Annotated in this window: 19 protein-coding genes; 6 read left to right on the top strand and 13 right to left on the bottom strand. The window is 62.8% G+C overall.

The annotated features are described in order from the left end of the window. Positions 1-20: 20 nt before the first annotated feature. The 4 genes from AC5WJ1_RS03315 to AC5WJ1_RS03300 all read left to right on the top strand — a co-directional run bounded on the left by AC5WJ1_RS03315 (position 21) and on the right by AC5WJ1_RS03300 (position 4,424). Positions 21-1,385, top strand: coding sequence for a TadA family conjugal transfer-associated ATPase (locus AC5WJ1_RS03315; protein WP_195431682.1), 1,365 nt, complete (start codon positions 21-23; stop codon positions 1,383-1,385). 42 nt (positions 1,386-1,427) lie between these two features. After that, entirely contained in the window at positions 1,428-2,405 is a 978-nt protein-coding gene (locus AC5WJ1_RS03310) for a type II secretion system F family protein (RefSeq protein ID WP_195431683.1), read from the top strand. 47 nt (positions 2,406-2,452) lie between these two features. Further along, positions 2,453-3,424 (top strand): type II secretion system F family protein, encoded by a 972-nt coding sequence (locus tag AC5WJ1_RS03305; RefSeq protein ID WP_195431685.1) that lies wholly within the window; start codon positions 2,453-2,455, stop codon positions 3,422-3,424. Positions 3,425-3,638: 214 nt separating this feature from the next. Continuing rightward, the gene (locus AC5WJ1_RS03300) at positions 3,639-4,424 is read left to right on the top strand and encodes a metallophosphoesterase (protein WP_195431686.1); all 786 of its coding nucleotides are present in this window, start codon (positions 3,639-3,641) and stop codon (positions 4,422-4,424) included. A gap of 160 nt (positions 4,425-4,584) precedes the next feature. On the opposite strand, the gene AC5WJ1_RS03295 is transcribed toward AC5WJ1_RS03300, so the two are convergent. Further along, positions 4,585-5,814 (bottom strand): glycosyltransferase family 87 protein, encoded by a 1,230-nt coding sequence (locus AC5WJ1_RS03295; protein ID WP_195431688.1) that lies wholly within the window; start codon positions 5,812-5,814, stop codon positions 4,585-4,587. A 255-nt stretch (positions 5,815-6,069) separates the two neighbouring features. Here AC5WJ1_RS03295 and AC5WJ1_RS03290 point away from each other — a divergent pair, with 255 nt between their 5' ends. Beyond that, complete coding sequence (locus AC5WJ1_RS03290; RefSeq protein WP_195431690.1) at positions 6,070-7,302, top strand: glycosyltransferase family 87 protein; 1,233 nt, start codon at positions 6,070-6,072, stop codon at positions 7,300-7,302. On the opposite strand, the gene AC5WJ1_RS03285 is transcribed toward AC5WJ1_RS03290, so the two are convergent. From AC5WJ1_RS03285 to AC5WJ1_RS03270, 4 genes are all read right to left on the bottom strand, one after another. Further along, complete coding sequence (locus AC5WJ1_RS03285; protein WP_195431692.1) at positions 7,288-7,890, bottom strand: hypothetical protein; 603 nt, start codon at positions 7,888-7,890, stop codon at positions 7,288-7,290. The genes AC5WJ1_RS03290 and AC5WJ1_RS03285 overlap by 15 nt on opposite strands. Positions 7,891-8,039: 149 nt before the next feature. After that, on the bottom strand, positions 8,040-8,777 hold the full coding sequence (locus AC5WJ1_RS03280) for an SDR family oxidoreductase (protein WP_195431700.1): 738 nt from the start codon (positions 8,775-8,777) through the stop codon (positions 8,040-8,042). After that, the gene (locus tag AC5WJ1_RS03275) at positions 8,774-10,024 is read right to left on the bottom strand and encodes an FAD-binding oxidoreductase (protein ID WP_255519932.1); all 1,251 of its coding nucleotides are present in this window, start codon (positions 10,022-10,024) and stop codon (positions 8,774-8,776) included. The genes AC5WJ1_RS03280 and AC5WJ1_RS03275 overlap by 4 nt, the downstream gene beginning before the upstream one ends. A 76-nt stretch (positions 10,025-10,100) precedes the next feature. Continuing rightward, a complete protein-coding gene (locus AC5WJ1_RS03270) occupies positions 10,101-11,525 on the bottom strand; it encodes a UbiA family prenyltransferase (RefSeq protein ID WP_195431703.1) in 1,425 nt (474 codons plus the stop codon). 389 nt (positions 11,526-11,914) lie between these two features. On the opposite strand from AC5WJ1_RS03270, the gene AC5WJ1_RS03265 reads away from it, so the two are divergent. After that, positions 11,915-12,310, top strand: coding sequence for a GtrA family protein (locus AC5WJ1_RS03265; protein ID WP_195431704.1), 396 nt, complete (start codon positions 11,915-11,917; stop codon positions 12,308-12,310). A 144-nt stretch (positions 12,311-12,454) separates the two neighbouring features. Here the strand turns inward: AC5WJ1_RS03265 and groL are convergent, their stop codons facing one another. The 8 genes from groL to AC5WJ1_RS03225 all read right to left on the bottom strand — a co-directional run bounded on the left by groL (position 12,455) and on the right by AC5WJ1_RS03225 (position 20,921). Then, positions 12,455-14,098 (bottom strand): chaperonin GroEL, encoded by a 1,644-nt coding sequence (groL, locus tag AC5WJ1_RS03260; protein WP_135704684.1) that lies wholly within the window; start codon positions 14,096-14,098, stop codon positions 12,455-12,457. A gap of 45 nt (positions 14,099-14,143) precedes the next feature. After that, on the bottom strand, positions 14,144-14,434 hold the full coding sequence (gene groES / locus AC5WJ1_RS03255; RefSeq protein ID WP_063237002.1) for a co-chaperone GroES: 291 nt from the start codon (positions 14,432-14,434) through the stop codon (positions 14,144-14,146). 427 nt (positions 14,435-14,861) lie between these two features. Further along, entirely contained in the window at positions 14,862-15,641 is a 780-nt protein-coding gene (locus AC5WJ1_RS03250) for a TorF family putative porin (protein WP_195431705.1), read from the bottom strand. 233 nt (positions 15,642-15,874) lie between these two features. Beyond that, positions 15,875-16,498, bottom strand: coding sequence for a potassium-transporting ATPase subunit KdpC (gene kdpC / locus AC5WJ1_RS03245; RefSeq protein ID WP_195431706.1), 624 nt, complete (start codon positions 16,496-16,498; stop codon positions 15,875-15,877). 27 nt (positions 16,499-16,525) lie between these two features. Next, positions 16,526-18,601 (bottom strand): potassium-transporting ATPase subunit KdpB, encoded by a 2,076-nt coding sequence (gene kdpB / locus AC5WJ1_RS03240; protein ID WP_255519939.1) that lies wholly within the window; start codon positions 18,599-18,601, stop codon positions 16,526-16,528. A 246-nt stretch (positions 18,602-18,847) separates the two neighbouring features. Next, positions 18,848-20,668, bottom strand: coding sequence for a potassium-transporting ATPase subunit KdpA (gene kdpA, locus AC5WJ1_RS03235; protein WP_494476372.1), 1,821 nt, complete (start codon positions 20,666-20,668; stop codon positions 18,848-18,850). Continuing rightward, positions 20,668-20,757: a K(+)-transporting ATPase subunit F gene (kdpF, locus tag AC5WJ1_RS03230; RefSeq protein WP_012352274.1), complete on the bottom strand. Its 90-nt coding sequence runs from the start codon at positions 20,755-20,757 to the stop codon at positions 20,668-20,670. The genes kdpA and kdpF overlap by 1 nt, the downstream gene beginning before the upstream one ends. Further along, a complete protein-coding gene (locus AC5WJ1_RS03225) occupies positions 20,757-20,921 on the bottom strand; it encodes a hypothetical protein (RefSeq protein WP_195431709.1) in 165 nt (54 codons plus the stop codon). The genes kdpF and AC5WJ1_RS03225 overlap by 1 nt, the downstream gene beginning before the upstream one ends. Positions 20,922-21,443 lie beyond the last annotated feature (522 nt).

Here is a 21,443-nt window from a genome sequence, read left to right as displayed (position 1 = left end):
AACACGAACCGGAGTCCATCATGTCGATCCGCGAACAGCTTTCCCTGCCAGAGAACCCACCGCTGCAAATGAACGGCCATGCTGCGCCCACCCGCGGCCATGGCACCACGCAGGCCTACCGGAATTTCAAGAAAATCGTTCACGACGCGGTGCTGGACCGGGTCGAACTCGAGCGGCTCGCGCGCTACCCACTGGAGCAGGTGAAGACGGAGATCGGCGTGCTGATCGACGCCATCATCGATGAAGAGCGCATCCTGATCAATGACACGGAACGCCGCCAGATGACGTCGGACATCTATGACGAGATGTTCGGCTTCGGCCCGCTCGAGCCGCTGCTGCAGGATCCGACTGTGTCCGACATCCTGGTCAACACGGCCAAGCAGACCTATGTCGAGCGGCGCGGCAAGCTGGAACTCACCGACATCGGCTTCTACGACGACGCCCACCTGATGAAGGTCATCGAGAAGATCGTGTCGCGCGTGGGGCGCCGCATCGACGAGACCAGCCCGATGGTCGATGCGCGCCTGCCCGATGGTTCGCGCGTCAACGCCATCATCCCGCCATCGGCGATCGACGGACCGCTGCTGTCGATCCGGCGCTTCGCAGTTAATCCTCTGCAGGTTTCCGACCTCGTGAACCTGAGGAGCCTGACCCCGCCGATGGCCCAGATGCTGCAGGCGCTGGCGCATGCCAAGGTCAACGTGCTGGTCTCTGGCGGCACCGGCAGCGGCAAGACCACGCTGCTGAACATCCTGTCCGGCTTCATCCCCGAGGACGAGCGCGTAGTCACCATCGAGGACGCGGCCGAACTGCAGTTGCGCCAGCCTCATGTGCTGCGCCTCGAAACCCGCCCACCGAACATCGAAGGCAAGGGCGAGATAACCCAGCGCTCGCTGGTGCGCAATGCACTGCGCATGCGCCCGGACCGCATCATCCTGGGCGAAGTACGCGGCGGCGAGGCGCTGGACATGCTCAACGCGATGAACACTGGCCATGAGGGCTCGCTGACCACCATCCATGCCAATACCCCGCGCGACGCGCTGACGCGCCTTGAGAACATGGTCAGCATGGCAGGCCTGACCATGCCGGCCAAGGCGATTCGCCAGCAGATCTCTTCAGCCATCACGGTGATCGTCCAGGCCGCACGCATGACCGACGGCCGACGCAAGATCATCAGCATCGCGGAGATCACCGGCATGGAAGGCGAAATCATCAACATGCAGGAGATCTTCACCTTCCAGCGCTCCGGCGTAGACAAGGACGGCACCGTGCGCGGCCATTTCCGCGCCACCGGGGTGTACCCCAAGTTTGCCGAGCGGCTGCGCGTGTTCGGCGTGGGCTTGCCCGACGAAACCTACGATCCGGCGCATCGCTATGAAGTGTGATCCGCGCCACGGACGCGGCACATTCTCTCGGGGGAGACACATATGAGCACGATCTTCTATGCCTTCGGCATCCTGCTGTTCGTGGCGGTGGTGCTCTGCATCGAAGGCATCTATCTCTGGTGGAGCAATTATCACGGTCCCGCCGCCAAGCGTATCGAGGCGCGGCTGCGTGCATTATCCGCAGGCGGGCATGTCAGTGCCGAACGCCTGTCGATCCTTAAGAAGCGCCTGCTCAGCGATTCACCGCGGATGCAGCAATGGCTGATGCGGATGCCGCGTATCGGCACGCTGGACCGCTGGCTGGAGCAATCCGGCAGTTCCTGGTCGGTATCGCAGCTGCTGGGCTACTGCGCGCTTGTGATGCTCTGCACGGTGGCACTGATCCCGCTGGTGCCGATGCCGGCACCGGTGGTGCTGGCCATTGCCGCGGTGGCCGGGTTGCTGCCCGTGCTGCACGTGATGCACCTCCGGGTCAAGCGGATCAAGCAAATGGAAAAGCAACTCCCGGACGCGGTCGACATGATCAGCCGCTCCCTGCGCGCCGGCCACTCGTTCAGCGGTGCGCTGGGCATAGTCGGCCAGGAAATCAAGGCGCCGATCGGCCCTGAGTTCCGCACCACGTTCGAGGAGATCAACTACGGCGTGGCGCTGGACGAAGCCATGACCAACCTAGCGATCCGGGTGCCGGTGGCCGACCTGCGCTACTTTGTCATCGCCGTGCTGATCCAGCGCGAAAGCGGCGGCAATCTTGCCGAGATTCTCGACACCATCGCCAACATGGTGCGCGAACGCCTGAAGCTGTTCGACAAGATTCGCGTGCTTTCGGCTGAAGGGCGCCTGTCCGCATGGATCCTGGGCCTGCTCCCGTTCGCGACCGCCGGCATGATCATGGTGGTCAACCCGGACTTCATGAAGGTGCTGTGGGAAGACCCGCTCGGCTTGCGCATGATCGGCGGCGCGCTGGTGTCGATGGTGTTCGGCGTGCTGTGGATGCGCAAGATCATCCACATCCACGTGTGAGACAACAACAAGCCGCGGCAGCGCAGCGGTCTTGAGGGGAGTCAATCATGCAGGGCATCATCGAGGGTATTCCCGCCGAGCAGTTGGTCGTGCTCGCGCTGGTCTTCGTGGCGGCATTCGGCACAGTACTTGCCGTGATGTACGCGTTCTCACCAAACCGCATGCACGGGCGCGTCGAGCAACTCACCGGCCAGGCAGGCACGCCCTCCGCTCCCGGCGCGCAGCAGGCCTGGATCGAGAGACTGGTGCGCTGGGCACAACCGGTGTCGCGGCTGTCCTTGCCCAAGGAAGGATGGGAAAATTCACAGTTGCGCGTGCGCTTCACCAACGCTGGCTGGCGCAGCGCTAGTGCAGCACCGCTGTACTTTGGCGCCAAGACCGTGCTGGCGGTGGTGCTGCCAATGACCGGGCTGCTGGCGCTGAATGGCAATCGGGCGGTCGACGACCAGTACACGATGTTCGCCCTGCTCGCGCTGCTGGGTGCGGTCGGCTACTACCTGCCCAACATCGTGCTGGCACGCAAGGTTGCCGAACGCCAGCGCACGGTATTCGAGGAATTCCCCGACGTCATCGACCTGCTGACCGTGTGCGTGGAAGCTGGACTCGGCCTGGACGCCGCGCTGATGCGGGTCGCCGACGAACTCGCGCTGCGCTGCCCGGTGATGGCCGACGAACTGCAGCTGATGCTGCTCGAGCTGCGCTCCGGGTTCTCCAAGGAGAAGGCGCTCTCCAACCTCTCGCTGCGCACCGGCGTGGAGGATGTGGACAAGTTTGCCTCGATGCTGATCCAGGCCGACCGCTTCGGCACCAGCCTCGGCGAGTCGCTGCGCGTACTGTCAGACATGCTGCGCACCAAACGCCGCATGCTGGCCGAGGAACAAGCAGCCAAGATCGCCCTCAAGCTGCTGTTCCCGCTGATTTTCACCATCTTCCCCTCGTTGCTGCTGGTCCTGCTGGGACCGGCATTCATCCAGATCTATCGCGTCCTGTTGCCGACCATGACGGGACAGGGAGGATAAGACTCTCGGGTAACCCTGAACGGTTCCCCCGGCTGTCTCCCGGTGCAACGCCGGCCAGACAGTCCCTTGCCCGGACCTGGTTCCGGGCTTTTTTGCTTTGGTGGCGGGTGTGCGGGCCGGGGACTTGACCGCGGCGCCAGGGTTCTGAAGAATGCCACCACTGCCTGCCGCCGCCGCGGCGGATGCAGCCAGACCCAATCGCCCCGGAGTCCCCATGAAACTGCGCATCCTGAGCGACCTGCATATCGAGCACAACATGCCGCAGCAAGTGCCCGGCTGCGATGCCGACATCGTGGTGTTGGCCGGCGACATCGCCAACGGCCGCGACGGCATCGACTGGGCCGCGCGCACGTTCGCGCAACCCGTGATCTATGTGCCCGGCAACCACGAGTATTACGAGAGCAATTTCGATGCGGTCGACTGGCAGATGGCCGAAGCCGCGGCGGAGCATCCCGGCATGCACTTGCTCAACAGCGCCGTTGCTGAATTCGATGGCACCAGTGGCCGCGTAAGGATCCTGGGCACGACCTGGTGGACGGATTACACGCTGTTCGGCGTTGACCGGCGCGAAGATTCGATGCAGGCCTGCGCGGGCGTGATGCTGGATCACCGCCTGATCGAACTCGACGGCACCGACGGCAAGGCCCGCCGTTTCACGCCGGAAGACGCGCTAACGCGCCACGAGGCCGCTTCGGCCTGGCTGGCTGCGCAGCTGGCGCTGCCGTTCGAGGGCAAGACCGTGGTCGTCACCCATCACGGCCCTGACCTGGGCAGTCTTGACCCGCGTTACTCGCATGACCTGGTATCCGGCGGGTTCCTGTCACGCCGGCCCGACCTGGTGGCGCAGGCGGACCTGTGGATCCATGGCCATACCCATACCAGTTTCGACTACTGCATCGACGATTCGCGCGTGGTGTGCAATCCGCGGGGTTATGTCAGCCGGCGCACGGGCGAGCTGGAAAACCAGTGCTTCGACTGGTGCTGCGTGGTAGAGGTCTGACGGGGGAGCCGGTCTCCTTCGCACTTCCGCCTTTAGCCGTGCTGACGGGATCGCCGTATCCGGCAATCACGGCGCAAACGGAACCTAGCGCCAGCGGCTTACCTGAACCCGGAACGAGTCGAGGGGGTACTGGCAAGCAGCATAGCGGCGGACGCGGCCACTACCTTGACACATGCCGGGTGGTTGGGCTGACCGAAGCGGCTACACCTTGTGCAAGGGTCGACAGCCGCGCCCGGCACAAGAGAAAAGCCAGCATTGTCAAGACTACTAGTGGGCCCATCTGAACCGACAGGATGCTGGCGCCAACTTCGCAAACCAGTGGTGAAAACCAAGCAACCACAAGCAGTTCCCGCTCGCCGCGAAGCCACCCCCGTCGCAGGCCATGAACGCCCATCCACGCAATAGGCAGGGCCAGCCAGGTGAGGTCATAGTCGAACATATGCGGGCTGACCAGCAGACTTGCCAAGATCAGCACCGACGCTCGCAAGCACAATGGCTGGGGCTTGCGCCACACAAGCACCACAGCCAACATGGCCAGAACGGCCACCGCAAAGTGAATACCATTGGCAAGCGATGCCCCTGCTCCCAGCAGGCGAGCGGCGCCAAATACGGTCGGCATCTTTACCAGGGGCAACGCACCCTCCGTGGCTAGCTGCCGGGCTATGCCAATGCTATGCACGAAGCCGGACGCCGTATCGACGCCGAGCACCAGCAGGCTGGCGATGAAAAGGCAGAGCGCGGTGGCGGCAGCTGCAAACATCGCCTTCCATGCGCGCGTGCAAAGCAGCGCTACAGGAAACAAGATGGCCAGGTGAGGCTTGATCGCCAGCAAACCGATACAGATGCCGGCCACAACTGGGCGCCGCTCCAGCAACATTAGCCCGCAGCCTGCCAGTGTTGCCGTCAGAAATGCGTTTTGCCCGTTGAAAGCAGTCAGAATCGTCGGGGGAAATGCAATGATCAGCAGACCAATTCGATGGGGCCTGGCAATACGCGCGAGCATCACGACATAGCCGACCAGCGTGCTCAGGGTGAAAACGGCATAGGAAAGCAGGTACGGGAGTACCGCTAGCGGCAGGACCGCCAGGAGGAAAGTCGGAGGATAAAACCAGTGGAACCATGCCCGCACCCGTACCAGCCCGGGATCAACACTCTGCAGAACAGGAAACAGTTGGTTGATATCATAGGCATCGGCAGCACGCCCCTCCAGCGCTAGGTGCGAAGCGCCCCAGAATACACGGAAGTCATTGGCAAAGGCCATGCTGGGCTCGTAGCCGGGCGCATCGCGATACAGATACAGCAAAATGCAGACCCCGACAAGCTGTGCTAGTAGCATCGCCGCCGGGTAGATATGCAGACGCTTAGAAGTCAACCAGTGTCCCGCCTTCATTTCAGCCCCCTATTTTGGCTTGCACGCTGAGGAGTGCTGCAGCTTCATCTCTGCGTTTCAGTGCACGCAAGCTATTGGCTCCGTCAAATACGGATCCTATACTTGAATGCGCATTAAAAAAATAGCGCCGCGGGCCTGCACCTTCTGTGAGTTGCCACGCCTTGCGTACCGCCTCGAATGGCGCACCAGCATTCCGGCAATCTCTAATGCCCGCTCACGGCAATCCGGAATACGAGGTCAAAAGGGGAACATCGCATGGGTCGTCCCGAACATTGGCTGAACCGCCAGCGGCTGGTCGCGTATTCGCGCATCGTACTGGCTCTCATCCTGCTAGCCATCGTGGTGCTGTGTTTCCGGGCGAAGGGTCTTGTGGATCCGAACGGGAAGCCGCTCGGCTATGACTTCATCACGTTCTGGGCAGCCTCGCGCATGGCACTGGACGGCGATCCCCAGCACGCCTACAACGTGGCGCGACTGTTCCAGGCCGAACAGGCGGCGGTACCCGGGGTTCGGGCCATGTACGCCTGGTTCTATCCGCCGTCGTTCTACCTGTTGATCCTCCCCCTTGCCCTGCTGCCATACCTGGTGGCCTATTTCGCGTTCCTGCTGACAACGCTCGCTGCCTACGTAGCCGTATTCCGGCGCATTGCGCAGGGCCGTGAAGCCTTATGGGGCCTGGCCGGTTTTTGCGGAGCATGGGTCAATATCCTCCATGGACAGAATGCCTTTCTGACTTCCGCGCTGGCAGCCGCAGCCCTGCTCTGCCTGGAGCGTCGGCCAGTGCTTTCCGGTATTTTCATCGGATTGCTTGCCATCAAGCCGCATCTGGCGGTGCTGTTCCCGGTGGCACTCTTGGCGACCGGTTCCTGGACCACCTTCTTTGTTGCAGGCGCGGTTGCCTTGCTCCTGATGGCGGCCGGGACTGCCGTCCTTGGTACCGCCACCCTGTCGGCATTTCTTGGCAGCCTGCCCGTCGCGCAAGCTGCGCTGGAAGCCGGCGCGCTACCGTGGATCAAGATGCCGACTGTCTTTGCCATGCTGAGGTTGTCGAACGTTCCAGTGCCTGCCGCCTGGGTTGCGCAGGCCGTCGCCGCAAGCGCCGCCGCCATTGCCGTCTGGATTGTGTGGCGCAATACCCGCATACTGGCGCTACGAGCTTCTATTCTGATGACAGCCACGTTCCTTGTCAGCCCGTACGCCTACGACTACGACCTTGCCGGCCTCGCCTTCCCTATTGCCTGGATTGTGGTCGACGGCATCCGCCGCGGCTGGCTCCGCGGCGAGCGCGAAGTCTTGCTGGCCGCGTGGCTCTTACCACTGCTGATGGCGCCACTGGTGGCCGCAACGTCGATTCAAGCAGGCCCGATCGTCCTGGTTGGCATGCTTTCTCTAATACTGCGGCGGTTGATGCTCTCACGTAAAACCACGGCTGGTGCCGAGGCCGACTGTACTTCGGGCAAGCCCGCACCAGCATTACCTATCAGGTAGGCTGGCACGAAGCGGCGTGCCAGGGTCCGATTGCACTGCGCCCGCACACCATGCTTCCCGAAAGAAGGCCCAGCAAATCAGGCAGACTGCGCCAAAATAGATGCCGCCACCGAGCGCTAGCACCAAGCCTGAGCTGCGGATGCTCGATAACGGGACATCAATTGGCACGAGGAGCAGACAGGCTGCCAGCGAAAGTGTTTTGCCCCATGGACGCTCGATCAAAGCGGGCAGAAGTAAGAGCGTGTAATGAAACCAAGCAAGTGGTGATGCAAGAATTGCCACTACCAAGCCTAGCTTGCTTGCCATGAACACATCAAGCCGCCGCCTCGCCACCCAGATCGCGAGGAAAGCAAGCAGCGCTGCGGCAACACCAGTTCCAAGTTCTTCGCACGCAAGCCTAGCGAAATACCCCCGAACTGACACGTCAGTAGTGATAATCTCGGCATGCCGGTCTCCAGCGATGGCGACAAGCCGATTGAGCTGGTGTGACGCTGCCCAGCCGGACGACCAGTAAGAGCCAAACACACGCAGCCGATCTTCAGACTGAGTATCGAACGACAGCGATGTACTGACGGCGAATAGCACCACGAAAACTATGCCGGCTCTGATCAAGAGTTGACGAGTCAACAATGGCCGGCCTGTCATAGCAAACTGCCATGAATCGGGAATGAGGTTCCGCGCTCATGCGAAGACGTCGCCATAGTCACAACCCATATTTGAAATGGCAAGCTTGCATATCAGAACGCCAGCCGCCTGAACACTACATCCGGCAGCCACCGGATCACGATCATGATGGCCCGCCAGAATCCAGGCACATAGGCTTCGGCGACGCCCGCATCGATTGCACGCACGATCGCCTTGCCAACATACTCAGGCTGGACCCACAGCGGGCCCTTGCGAAATCTGTTGGTCATCGGCGTATCAACCAGTCCCGGCTTGATCGTCACCACCGCCACTCCGCACTTGGCCATCCGTTGCCGCAGTCCCGACATAAAAGCCGTCACCAGCGCCTTGGCGCTGCCGTACACGTAATTGCTCTGGCGGCCTCGCTCGCCGGCCACTGAAGAGATGACAGCAATGGTTCCTTCACGTCGGTGCTCCATGCGGTTGGCAATGTGCGTCAGCAAAGCGACGACGGACAGTGCATTGGTCTGGATCTCCGCCAGCGCCAGCGATACCGATTGCTCACAGGTACGCTGGTCAGACAAGGTGCCGTGACAGATCAGCACCGTGTCCACGCTACCCATTGCAGCCTCGGCCTCGTCCAGCATGGATTCATGCGCGGAAGCGTCGTTGGCATCCATGACCCTCGAGGCAACGCTGGCACTACCGCGTACGCGTAAGTCTTCGGCGATGGCCTGCAGTCGGCCCACATTGCGCCCGACAAGGAAGAGTTGGTCGCCGCGTTCCGCGAAACGGCGCGCAGCCGCCTCGGCGATGGCTGAGGTTGCTCCGATGACCAAGATTCTTTTCATGTGTCCTCCATGACCCGCCTCCAGAAGCTGGATGAGAAGCCGGGATCGATATACGGGCTGAAGCGTTGCCATTGCGGGAACCCGGCACGAAACACCGCGCCGGGCATGCGCCCATCCTTGGCTGGATAGAGACGTCCCCGGACACTCATCACTACTGAGTCAAGGCAGGCGAAAAGGCGATGCAGGGAGCCACCCCGATTTGGGAAGTCCAGCGCAAGCGTGGTACCGGGTTGAGGAAATGACAACATCCCTGGTGAAGCCCTCTCGCCGAACTGCTTCAGCACCGCCAGAAAGGAAGCCATGCCACTGTCTGCAATCAGCCTAAGCAGTTCGGCGATGGCGTCGCGCCCTCCGCCATTATCTGGCACCACGCACTGGTATTGATAGAACCCTCTGGGCCCATATATGCGATTCCAGTGCAGCACATGATCTAGCGGATAGAAATACGACTCGCAATGCCCGGTTGTAATGACGGGCACCTTTCCAGCGCGATGGAAGTACAGGCTGTTGAACGCCCGCACTGACAATGTGTTCACCAGCGAGAGCGGCGGTGTGAAACCTACCACCGCCGGGCCTCGCTCATGCCAAGCGCCATCGTGGTGAAATCCGGCCGGTGCGTGATCGGCTCGGGTAAAAATGCCCCGCCCTATCCGACGGCCCGGCCCTGAACAATCCAGCCACGCCACTGTGTATTCGTGGCCTGAGCCGGCGTCGCTCAGCCTGAAGAAGTCGTCGAGATGCTCGAAGCGTTCGGCTTCCGAGACGATCCATGGATTCTCGATGCGGCGCAACTGGATCTCGGCCCAGAGGATCAGACCGGTCAAACCTAGCCCGCCGATGGTCGCGGAGAACCAGTCGGGATTCTCGTCCTCCGAGCAAAGCCTCTTGTCGCCGTCCGAACGGCGAAGCATGAAGCGGCGCACGTGGCAACCGAACGTGCCTTGATTGTGGTGGTTCTTCCCATGTACGTCATTGGCAATCGCCCCGCCGACGGTCACGAAGCGCGTTCCCGGCGTTACGGGCAGAAACCAGCCACGCGGAACCATCAATCGGGAGATATCGGCGAGAAGCACGCCGCTTTCACAGCGGAGGATGCCACTGCCGGGGTCGAAGGCAATGAAGCGATCAAGCCGGCGGGTGGAAAGCAACGCGCCGTTCGTATTTAGGCAACTGTCTCCATAGCTACGGCCGTTTCCGAATGGCAGGTAGGAATCAGCGAAGTCTGGCAACGGCGGCAGATTCTCCATGCGCCATTGCAGCGGCAGCAACGCGCAGTCAGATCGGACCGCCCTGCCCCAGGAATACATCGGCTGCCGTACCATGTCACGTAGCGAAGTACACGGTTAATGCCCCGCACAAGCCGACCGCGAGACTCGTTTTGTCCTTCAGCGCGAACACGACCGGATCGTCATGCATCATGCCGCGGTGGGCCAATATCCACATACGGCTAATCCAGTACAGCAGCAACATGCAAAGTACCCAAATGATCTGCGGACGTCGATACAGCATCTCAACGGCGGGACTGTTGATGTAGAGCGCAAGCACCGCGACACTGAGGTAGCCTGCGGCCGTCCCGAGGTTCTCGACAATTGCGAGGTCGTCCAGCTTATAACCCCGCCCCGCTGCCTCAAGCCGGCCTTCGCGCTGCATGACCTTCAATTCGGAGTATCGCTTCACGAGCGCCAGGCTGAAAAAGAGCGCCAGCGAGAGCATCAGCAGCCAGAATGACAGTGGTACACCTACCGCCATGGCGCCAGCGACGATCCGAATCGTGTAGAGCGTGGCCAGGACTGCGACGTCGGCCACCACCAGCCGCTTGAGCACGGTGGAATAAGCTAGCGTCAGTGCATAGTACGCGCACAACACGCTCTTGAATGCCCATGGCAGTGGCCAAGCGGCAGCCGACGCGCCAACAAGCAGCAAGGGGGCCAGGCAAATCCCTGCAAGCAACGACAACTGCCCTGAGGCGAAGGGCCGGCGGGACTTGCCGGGATGCTGGCGGTCCGCTTCAACGTCCAGCATGTCATTGAGCACATAGACCGACGACGCACACAGGCTGAATGCCACGAATGCCAGCAGGGCCGCACCCAGCGCTCCCGGCTCACCAAGCCTGTGTGCCGCCGCCAACGGCACCAGCAGCAGGATATTCTTTACCCATTGATGTGGGCGCAGCGTTTTCACGATGGCATGCATCGCATGCCCCTCGGGGGCGAACGTCTTATAAACATGCGTGACGGCACGGGCCCGGGCTTCCAGGCCCTTGCTTGCATTTACAACCACACCACCCCGGCTGACTGACCACACAGCCAGATCCACGCGGTGGTTGCCGCAATAGTCAAACGCCCTGTCCCCGAATTTCTGCGTCAATGAATGGGCTTTCTGGTGTCCCCTGAGATTGTGGCTATCGCTGCTGGCCAAAATCCCATCGAATAAATTGAGATGGTCCGCGACGGCCTGTGCCAGGCGATGATTGGCGGCCGTACAAAGCCAGAGCGGACGCCCGCACCGCTTCTGCTCCCTGAGCCAGGCGACCAGTTCGCGGTGGAACGGCAACGCAGCATGATTCAGCCGCGCTCGGCGAGCGATCTGGGCCTTGAGGTACGCCTTGCCCCGACATAGCCAACAGGGCATCAGAAGGAGATAGAGCGGGTTTTGCCTGAGCAGCGCAATGCACGACTCAAGCAGCAGATCCCCGGGAATCAACGTCCCGTCCAAGTCCACGCAAAGCGGAATCCTCGGCTTGCCCATACCTTCTCCCCGGCAGACTCTGAAGGCAGGGCAAACTGGCAAAGCCACAAGTACGCGGTGTTGTTTCCCCATGAAGGCGCTTCCGGGATACGGCCCGGGGTCTTCGCTACTTCGGAGAAATCCTGCGCCTGGCCTAACCGCCAACCGGGATGCCCACCCTCAATCGCCCGTCAAACAATCAGTTTTGATTTTTTTGGGGCGCCGGCCATACCTTGCCTGTTCTTACTCGGGCAATGAAGTACTTGCTTAGGGCCGGTACCTGAACTGGATTCTAGGCTGCGAGGCAGAGCGGACAATCCGCCAAACGCACTAATGCAGTGACCTCATTGACTGGCTGGATGGTGCGAGTTCAGACTCCGTTATCCACTCTATGGGTGATGTAACAGGCTATGCAGCTGGCAATTACCTATGCACTTCTTGCGCTCATCGCTACCGCGGCAAATATAGGTGTCCAGGACATTCTCGTCCGCAGCTATACAGGGCCGTTCCAGATATTACTTTCGGTGATAGCAGGGACTGGGGTGGGACTGCTCCTGAAATACGTCCTCGACAAGCGCTTCATCTTTCGGTTTCGCGCTCGCGACGTAGGCCACGACGGGCGGACCTTTATCGTGTATACCGGGACCGGACTGGCAACTACCCTTGTGTTCTGGGCATTTGAATTCGGCTTCGACTATATGTTTGACACCCGGGAGATGCGCTACCTCGGCGCGGTCATCGGCCTCGCCATTGGCTACGCGGTGAAATTCAGGCTGGACAGGCAGTACACATTCCACCCGGACTGAGCCGAGCCACCGGCTACGGCCGTTCGCAAGCCGGGGGCGTCGGATGCCGCGGCAAGAAACAAAAACCCCCGCGGGCTTTCACCCGCGGGGGTTTTCGTTCAGACAGCCTGCCGGCCATGACAGCCAGCAGTCAGTCGGCACAAATTACATCATGCCTTCCATGCCGCCCATGCCGCCCATGCCGCCCGGCATTGCCGGAGCCGACTCTTCCTTCGGCGTTTCGGCCACGGCGCAGTCGGTGGTCAGCATCAGCGAAGCCACCGAAGCGGCGTTCTGCAGCGCGGTGCGGGTGACCTTGGTCGGGTCCAGCACGCCCATTTCGACCAGGTCGCCGTACTCGCCCGAAGCCGCGTTGTAGCCGTAGTTGCCCTTGCCTTCGATGACCTTGGCAACGACGACCGAAGCTTCTTCACCAGCGTTCAGCACGATCTGGCGCAGTGGCTCTTCCATGGCGCGCAGCACGATCTTGATACCGGCGTTCTGGTCGGCGTTGTCGCCGGTCAGTGCCGAGATCGCAGCGCGGGCGCGCAGCAGGGCCACACCGCCGCCGGGGACGATGCCTTCTTCCACCGCAGCGCGGGTGGCGTGCAGGGCGTCTTCCACGCGGGCCTTCTTTTCCTTCATTTCGACTTCGGTGGCAGCGCCAACCTTGATCACGGCAACACCGCCGGCCAGCTTGGCCACGCGCTCTTGCAGCTTTTCACGGTCGTAGTCCGAGGTCGCTTCTTCGATCTGGGCGCGGATTTGCTTCACGCGGCCTTCGATCGCAGCGGCGTCGCCGGCGCCATCGATGATGATGGTGTTTTCCTTGCCGATCTCGATGCGCTTGGCTTGGCCCAGGTCGTTCAGGGTAGCCTTTTCCAGCGTCAGGCCGATTTCTTCGGCGATGACGGTGCCGCCGGTCAGGATGGCGATGTCTTCCAGCATGGCCTTGCGGCGGTCGCCGAAGCCCGGGGCCTTGACGGCGGCGGTCTTCAGGATGCCACGGATGTTGTTGACCACCAGGGTCGCCAGGGCTTCGCCCTCGACGTCTTCAGCGATGATCAGCAGCGGGCGGCCAGCCTTGGCCACTTGCTCCAGCACCGGCAGCAGGTCGCGGATGTTCGAAACCTTCTTGTCGAACAGCAGCACGAACGGGCTGTCCAGCTGGACAACTTGCTTTTCCGGGTTGTTGATGAAGTACGGCGACAGGTAGCCGCGGTCGAACTGCATGCCTTCCACGACTTCCAGTTCGTCGGCCAGCGACTTGCCGTCTTCGACGGTGATCACGCCTTCCTTGCCGACCTTGTCCATGGCTTCGGCGATGCGCTCACCGATCGAGGTGTCGCTGTTGGCCGAGATGGCGCCAACCTGGGCGATTTCCTTGCTGGTGGTGGTGGGCTTGCTGACCTTCTTCAGCTCTTCCACGGCGGCGGCAACAGCCTTGTCGATGCCGCGCTTCAGGTCCATCGGGTTCATGCCGGCGGCAACGAACTTCATGCCTTCGCGCACGATCGACTGGGCCAGCACGGTAGCGGTGGTGGTACCGTCACCGGCGTTGTCGCTGGTCTTGGAAGCCACTTCCTTGACCATCTGGGCGCCCATGTTCTGCAGCTTGTCCTTCAGCTCGATTTCCTTGGCCACGGACACGCCGTCCTTGGTCACGGTCGGGCCGCCGAAGCTGCGCTCCAGCACCACATTGCGGCCCTTCGGGCCCAGGGTCACTTTAACGGCGTTGGCGAGGATGTTCACGCCTTCGACCATCTTGGCACGTGCGGCGTCGCCGAACACTACGTCTTTAGCTGCCATTCTTGAAATCTCCTGAAATCTGTACGGGTGGCGGTCAGTTGGTGATTACTTGTTCACCACGGCCATGATGTCTTCTTCGCGCATGACCAGCAGTTCCTGGCCTTCCACCTTCACGCCCTGGCCGGCATACTTGCCGAACAGCACGCGGTCGCCAACCTTGACGTCGAGGGCGATGTTGTTGCCCTTGTCATCCTTCTTGCCGGGACCGACTGCCAGCACTTCGCCTTGATCGGGCTTCTCGGCAGCGTTGTCGGGAATCACGATACCGGACGCGGTCTTGGTTTCGTTGTCCAGACGCTTCACGATCACGCGGTCGTGCAGAGGACGCAGGTTCATACGGACTCCTAGATACAAAAGTGAGTGTTTAATCACAATCGGCCGGCTACCGAGGCGACGGCCGTCTGATATTTTCAGGTGTCGCAAGGGGCACAGAATGCTGTTAGCACTCACCCCCGACGAGTGCTAATTATAGGGACGGGGTATGGCCATTTCAAGACAGCGGCCAAATGGGGGTTTTCCCGGACGGAGGGAATTTGAGGTGGGAGCGGCGGGAACGGCGTGTCTCAACAGTCCCGGGGGCAACGGGTGGCAAGCCTTCAGGCCGTCAGGTGCTTGTCCCGTGCCATGGAAAGCGGAGGGAGGACAGCCATGGCTTCCTCCAGCCTCTGAACCAGCGCGGAACTTGCTGGGCGCAACGGCAGGCGGTAGATCAGGCCGACGCATTAAATCGATATCAAGAACCGGCGGCGCCGGCAAGGCGCGCTCAGAACGTCTTGGTCAGGGAAGCCCATGCGGTGCCACGGCCCATGTAGCGGCCCTTGGCATTGGTGTACACCGCCTTGTCGGCATTGGTGTCGATGTAGGCCACAGCCAGCGCGAGTCCGTTGCCCAAGTCCTTGGTCAGGCCGAGCTTCCAGTCCACGTACGAGGCATTGGCGACCTGCACCTTCTGGTAACCCACGTGGGCGTTCAGCGTGAGGTCCCAGACATCAAGCGGCACGTTGGCGGTCAGGTCTGCATACCAGCTGTGCTTGCTGTCGGCGAAGCCAAAGAGATTGGTCGGCGCGTACGAGTACTTGAGCGTCACGGGACCGTAGCCCAGGGCCGCGTACACCTCGGTGGTGTATGGGCGCGTGTAGCCGGCCGGATAGTCGCCCGGGTAGTAGTACTGCAGCACGCCGACATCGTAGGTCCAGTCGCCAGCGAACGTATTCTTGTAGCCCCCGTAGAAATCCATCTCGATCGGGGCCGACACCTCGGCATTGCTGTCGCCCAGCCAGCTGATGCTCGAGTTCCAGTTGCCGAGGTAGAAGCCGCTCGCATGGCTGTAGTCGAACCCGCCCTGGATCGCCGGCCGGCGGTTCGTCTGCATCAGCCCGCGGTAGCGGTAGTCGGTAGCCACCGTGACGTTAGTCGTGAAGGTATGCGGGGATGCCTCGGCGTCAGGCTGGGATTGCGCCATGGCGGGCATGGCAGCGAAGACGAGAACGGAAGTTGCGGAACAGGCGAGCAGTGCGGCCGCGGTATGGCGCAGGTCAGTCATTGTTGATGTGACGAGAGTTGATGGAATCCCCCGTTGCCGGGAGCCTCGCCACGATATGGGCTGACGCGTAAAAACGGCATCAAAAGCCGCAGTGCCCGTGTACAGATCCAGTAAAGGTGCCGGGATCCCGCGCAGGCGAGCCAGTGCCGCCGCGCACCTGCGCGGCATCGTCGTTGCACACAGGCGGGACGATCCCGCACGCAGCGAAATCGTCCCGCATCACCGGCACCGTGCTACTGCCGTGCGATGACATCCAATGCAAGGTTCAGCTTCAGGACATTGACGCCTGGATCGCCCAGCACCGGCAGTAGCGGCACGTCCGTGTTGGCGGCAACCAGTTGCTTCACCTGTTCAGTCGGTATCCCCCTGGCGCGCGCGACGCGCGCCACCTGGTATTCGGCGGCCGCAGGGCTGATGTGCGGGTCGAGCCCGCTGCCGGATGCCGTGACCAGGTCCACGGGCACCGGCGCCTGGTTGTCCGGATCCACGGCGCGCAGTGCGTCGAGGCGCGCGCGTGCGGCATCGGTCAACGCCGGGTTGGTAGGACCGAGGTTCGAACCGACCGAAGCCGCTGCGTTATACGGCATCGGCGCCGTGGCCGACAGCCGGCCCCAGAAGTACTTCGGGTCGGAGAACGGCTGGCCGATCAGTTCCGAGCCAAGCGTGCTGCCATCCTTTCCGATCAGCGAGCCGCCGGCCTGATGCGGGAACACGGCCCTGGCGATTGCCGTGATCACGCCGGGATACAGCAGGCCGGTCACCAGCGACAGGCCGACGAACACCACCAGCATTGGCCGCAACAGGCCGCCCTGCACCGGAGCCGGCAACGGCTGCCGGGATTGCACTTGCGTATTCATGAATGCTCCGAATCGTTGGAGAGAAAATCAGACCCAGCCGAACAGGGCCAGGATCATGTCGATCAGCTTGATGCCGGCAAACGGCACCAGGATGCCGCCAACACCGTAGATCAGCAGGTTGCGGCGCAGCAGTACCGCGGCGCCCAGCGGCCGGTAGACCACGCCCTTGAGCGCCAGCGGAATCAGCACGACGATGATCAGCGCGTTGAAGATCACCGCCGACATGATGGCCGACGCCGGCGTGGCCAGCCCCATCACATTAAGCAGGTTGAGCTGCGGATACGTGGTGGCAAACGCCGCGGGAATGATCGCGAAATACTTGGCGATGTCGTTGGCCACGCTGAAGGTCGTCAGCGAGCCGCGCGTCATCAGCATCTGCTTGCCGATCTCGACGATCTCGATCAGCTTGGTCGGGTTGCTGTCCAGGTCCACCATGTTGCCGGCTTCCTTGGCCGCCTGCGTGCCGCTGTTCATCGCCACGGCCACGTCGGCCTGGGCGAGTGCGGGAGCGTCGTTGGTGCCGTCGCCGGTCATCGCGACGAGCCGCCCTTCGGCCTGGTACTGGCGGATCAGCTTGAGCTTGGCCTCCGGCGTGGCTTCGGCCAGGAAGTCGTCGACGCCTGCTTCCGCCGCGATCGAAGCCGCGGTCAGCCGGTTGTCGCCGGTGATCATCACGGTCTTGATGCCCATTTTGCGCAGCTCGCCGAAGCGCTCGCGGATGCCGGTCTTGACGATGTCCTTCAGTTCGATCACGCCCAGCACGCGCACCGAATCGCCGTTGGCGTCGGCAACCACCAGCGGCGTGCTGCCGGCGCGCGCAACCTCGTCGACCGCCTGCAACACCGCGTCTGGGAACTTGCCGGCGCGTTCCGTGACGTACCGGCGCACGGCATCGGCGGCGCCCTTGCGCACGTGGCGTTCGCCGCCGCCGTCGCGCAGGTCCACGCCGCTCATGCGCGTCTGCGCGCTGAATGGCACGAATTCCGGCTTCAGGCTTGCCATCGCCGGCGCGGCCAGCCCGGGCAGCTGGCGTGCCAGTGTGATGATGCTGCGCCCTTCCGGCGTTTCGTCGGCCAGCGACGACAGCCACGCCGCTTCCGCGAGCTGCAATGGCGATACGCCGGGCGCCGGGATAAAGCGCGAGGCCTGGCGGTTGCCATGGGTGATGGTGCCGGTCTTGTCGAGCAGCAGTACGTCCACGTCGCCGGCGGCTTCCACCGCGCGGCCCGAAGTGGCGATCACGTTCGCTTCCATCATCCGGCTCATGCCGGCCACGCCGATCGCGGAAAGCAGCCCGCCGATCGTGGTCGGGATCAGGCACACCAGCAGCGCCACCAGCACGGTGATCGTCACCGGCACGCCCGCCTTGGCCACCAGCACGCTGTAGAGCGAGAACGGCTGCAGCGTGGCCGTGGCCAGCAGCAGGACAACGGTCAACCCGACCAGCAGGATCGTCAGGGCCAGCTCGTTCGGCGTCTTCTGCCGCTTGGCGCCCTCGACCATCGTGATCATGCGGTCGATGAAGCTTTCGCCCGGATTGGTCGTGATGCGCACCACGATCCAGTCGGACAGCACGCGCGTACCTCCGGTCACCGACGAAAAGTCGCCGCCAGACTCGCGGATCACCGGCGCCGATTCGCCGGTGATGGCGCTTTCGTCGACCGAGGCCACGCCGTCGATCACTTCGCCGTCGCCGGGGATCATCTCGCCAGCCTCGACCAGCACTACATCGCCGCGTCGAAGCGCGGTCGCGGGGCGCGCTTCGGTGGCGCTTCCGCGTTTGCCGTCCTTCAGCACGCGTGCGGTCACCGTGGTCTTCAGCCCACGCAGCGCCTCGGCCTGTTGCTTGCTGCGGCCCTCGGCGAGCGCCTCGGCAAAGTTCGCGAACAGCACCGTGAACCACAGCCACACCGATACCGCCAGGATGAAGCCGGCGGATTCGCCGCCCGCTGCCGGCGCCGCCACTGCCTTCAGGAACAGGATGGTCGTCAGGATGCTGCCGGCGTAGACCACGAACATCACCGGGTTGCGCAGCTGGTCGCGCGGCGACAGCTTGCTGAAGGCCGCGATCAGCGCGGGCTTCACCAGCTCCGGCGCGAACATGCTGCGCGCGGGCGGGCGATGATGGTGGGAACCGTGTTGCCGGTCTGACACCGGTGCGCTCTTCACCTGGGGCGTGTTGGAGGACGATGCGCCGGTCCTGTTGGCGCTGCCCTTGGCCACTGGGGCCGTCGATTCATGTTGCATGGTTTCTCCGCAATCCGCTAGAGACAGCGGCACCTGCATTGGCCGGGCCATGCAGGGGCTGAACTGGTGGCAATGCTCGCTATGTCTTCGTCAGTGATCGATCTACTTGGCTGCCGTTGCCGTCACCGCGCCCTGCAGTTGCTCGGCGACTGGACCCAGCGCCAGCGCCGGGACATAGGTCAGCGCGCCGACCAGCAGTACCGTGCCCACCAGCAGCACGACAAACAGCGGGCCGTGCGTCGGCATGGTGCCGCCGCTGGGCGGGATACGCTTCTTGGCCGCCAGCGAGCCGGCCAGCGCCAGGACGGGGATGATGATCCAGAACCTGCCGAACCACATCGCCGCGGCCAACAGCGTGTTGTAGAACGGCGTGTTGGCGGAGAGGCCCGCAAAGGCGCTGCCGTTGTTGTTGGCCGCCGACGAGAGCGCGTACAGGATCTCCGAGAAGCCGTGCGTGCCGGGGTTGAACACACCCGCGCGTCCCGCCTCGGCCATCACCGCCACCGACGTGCCGAGCAGCACCAGCAGCGGCGTGACCAGGATCGCCACGGCCACCATCTTCATCTCATAGGTTTCGATCTTCTTGCCGAGATACTCCGGCGTGCGGCCGATCATCAGCCCGGCGATGAACACCGCCAGCACGGCGTAGACCAGCATGCCGTACAGGCCCGAGCCAACGCCGCCGAACACGACTTCGCCCAGTTGCATCAGCAGCATTGGCACCAGCCCGCCGATGGCGGTGAAGGAGTCATGCATGGCATTGACCGCGCCGCAGGATGCCGCGGTCGTGATGGTGGCGAACAAGGCCGAGGCAGCGATGCCGAAGCGTGTTTCCTTGCCTTCCATATTGCCGCCGGCCTGCAACAGCGAACTGGCATGGTCGAGCGGCAGACCCGACAACGCGGGATTGGCCATCTGCTCTGAGATCGCCGCAACGCAAGCCATCGCCACGAAGAGGACCGTCATGGAGCCCAGCACGGCCACGCCCTGCCGCCTGTCCCCAACCATCTCGCCGAAGGTGAAGCACAGTGCCGCCGGGATCAGGAAGATCGCCAGCATCTCGATGAGGTTGGCCAGGGCATTCGGGTTCTCGAACGGATGCGCCGAGTTGGCATTGAAGAAGCCGCCGCCGTTGGTGCCGAGCATCTTGATGGCTTCCTGCGAGGCCACCGGACCCATTGCCAACGTCTGCTTGTCGGTCTTCAGGTCTTCCGTCACCGGCATGCCTTGCGCATCGAGCACCGGCTGCCCGGCCGCGTCGACCTTCGGCTGGCTGTATTCGACTGGCGTGACCAGGCTCACTTCCTTGTAGGCATCGAAGTTCTGGATCACGCCCTGGCTGACCAGCGCCAGCGCGATCACCGTCGCGATCGGCGCCAGCACGTACAGCGTGACCCGGGTCATGTCGACCCAGAAATTGCCGATGGTGGCGGCGCTCTGGCGCGCAAAGCCGCGAATCAGCGCGAACACCACGGCGATGCCGGTGGCCGCGGACAGGAAGTTCTGCACGGTGAGCGCGAGCATCTGCGCCAGGTAGCCCATGGTCGACTCGCCGGCATAGCCTTGCCAGTTCGTATTGCTGACAAAGCTGATGGCCGTGTTGAAGGCCGAGTCCGGCGTGACCGCGCCAAAACCTTGCGGGTTCAGCGGCAGCATGCCTTGCACGCGCTGCAGCGCATAGACTGCCACCACCCCAAGCAGGTTGAACGCCAGGACGGCGATGGTGTACTGCTTCCACCCCATCCCGGACTCGGCACGCACGCCGCCCAGGCGATACACCAGCCGTTCCAGCGGACGGCCCCAGGCGGTCAGCGAATAATTGCCGTCCTCGACAGCGCGCCGGATATAGCGTCCGAGAAAAGGCGCGCATGCCAGCAGGACGGCGAGATAGAGGACCAGCAGGCCCACGAATTGGGAGGACATCAGAATTTCTCCGGCCGGAACAACGCAATGAGGAGGTAGACAAAAATGGCAACGGCCAGTGCGCCGCTCAACAGATCCGTCCAGCTCATCACAGCCCCCTGTCCGTTGCGCTGTTCTTGCCCAGCACCTGGTGGTGCGAGCCGGCATGTTCGCCGTCCGCGGAAGACTTCGGTGCAAGCACAGCGCAAAGCCCCAGCAGGGCCGCGCTCAGCACTGCAAAGCAGATCAATACGATCAAGTAGATCCCGTCCATGACAAAGCACCTTTGAATGGTTTCGGCTTGCAGCTTAGCGACGGGGTCGTAAAAACCGGGTAGAAAGGTGACGGGTGCGTGTAAAGAACGCATAAAGATTCGTTCGGCCGCGATGGCAACGAAATCGCCTGGCACGCCTACCGTGCCCTTGCGTTGTGCTCGGACTCGATGCACGGGACCAACCCCGGTTGTTTGCGGACCTTGGCGCGCTTGCCGCCCGCTCACTGCTGGCGGCGGCCCTTGCGCCCGCCGCCGCCGCGGTCTCGCCCAGTCGCACCATCAATTCGACGAACGCGCGCAGGTGCAGCGGCTTGTCGGCATCGCGCGGCGCTGCAAAGTGGCGTCCGGCGCTCTCCATCCGGCGTTTGTTGCGGCCAGGCATCAACGCGGCCGTGTAGGAGTAACGCCGGCTCCGCATCAGCGCGCGCCCGACAGCGCAATACGGCCCCGCTGCCTAGACTGAGGGCTACCGCTGCACTGCCGCCACGGTGGCGACGCGCGGTCCCAGCCGCGCCGGGCCCC

Source organism: Cupriavidus sp. MEYA8, from assembly GCF_059278825.1.
The sequence above is the reverse complement of the archived record's forward strand: the minus strand, read 5'-3'. Positions and strand labels throughout refer to the sequence as shown.

Excerpts from the sequence above, each read along its gene's own strand:
- kdpF (WP_012352274.1), bottom strand. The coding sequence starts at position 20,757 with ATGAGCTGGACGGATCTGTTGAGCGGCGCACTGGCCGTTGCCATTTTT.
- kdpA (WP_494476372.1), bottom strand. The coding sequence starts at position 20,668 with ATGTCCTCCCAATTCGTGGGCCTGCTGGTCCTCTATCTCGCCGTCCTG.
- AC5WJ1_RS03280 (WP_195431700.1), bottom strand. The coding sequence starts at position 8,777 with ATGAAAAGAATCTTGGTCATCGGAGCAACCTCAGCCATCGCCGAGGCG.
- AC5WJ1_RS03275 (WP_255519932.1), bottom strand. The coding sequence starts at position 10,024 with ATGGAGAATCTGCCGCCGTTGCCAGACTTCGCTGATTCCTACCTGCCA.
- AC5WJ1_RS03295 (WP_195431688.1), bottom strand. The coding sequence starts at position 5,814 with ATGAAGGCGGGACACTGGTTGACTTCTAAGCGTCTGCATATCTACCCG.
- groES (WP_063237002.1), bottom strand. The coding sequence starts at position 14,434 with ATGAACCTGCGTCCTCTGCACGACCGCGTGATCGTGAAGCGTCTGGAC.
- groL (WP_135704684.1), bottom strand. The coding sequence starts at position 14,098 with ATGGCAGCTAAAGACGTAGTGTTCGGCGACGCCGCACGTGCCAAGATG.
- AC5WJ1_RS03225 (WP_195431709.1), bottom strand. The coding sequence starts at position 20,921 with ATGGACGGGATCTACTTGATCGTATTGATCTGCTTTGCAGTGCTGAGC.
- AC5WJ1_RS03265 (WP_195431704.1), top strand. The coding sequence starts at position 11,915 with ATGCAGCTGGCAATTACCTATGCACTTCTTGCGCTCATCGCTACCGCG.
- AC5WJ1_RS03270 (WP_195431703.1), bottom strand. The coding sequence starts at position 11,525 with ATGGGCAAGCCGAGGATTCCGCTTTGCGTGGACTTGGACGGGACGTTG.
- AC5WJ1_RS03305 (WP_195431685.1), top strand. The coding sequence starts at position 2,453 with ATGCAGGGCATCATCGAGGGTATTCCCGCCGAGCAGTTGGTCGTGCTC.
- AC5WJ1_RS03290 (WP_195431690.1), top strand. The coding sequence starts at position 6,070 with ATGGGTCGTCCCGAACATTGGCTGAACCGCCAGCGGCTGGTCGCGTAT.
- kdpB (WP_255519939.1), bottom strand. The coding sequence starts at position 18,601 with ATGTTCGCGCCGGAGCTGGTGAAGCCCGCGCTGATCGCGGCCTTCAGC.
- AC5WJ1_RS03300 (WP_195431686.1), top strand. The coding sequence starts at position 3,639 with ATGAAACTGCGCATCCTGAGCGACCTGCATATCGAGCACAACATGCCG.
- AC5WJ1_RS03315 (WP_195431682.1), top strand. The coding sequence starts at position 21 with ATGTCGATCCGCGAACAGCTTTCCCTGCCAGAGAACCCACCGCTGCAA.
- kdpC (WP_195431706.1), bottom strand. The coding sequence starts at position 16,498 with ATGAATACGCAAGTGCAATCCCGGCAGCCGTTGCCGGCTCCGGTGCAG.
- AC5WJ1_RS03310 (WP_195431683.1), top strand. The coding sequence starts at position 1,428 with ATGAGCACGATCTTCTATGCCTTCGGCATCCTGCTGTTCGTGGCGGTG.
- AC5WJ1_RS03250 (WP_195431705.1), bottom strand. The coding sequence starts at position 15,641 with ATGACTGACCTGCGCCATACCGCGGCCGCACTGCTCGCCTGTTCCGCA.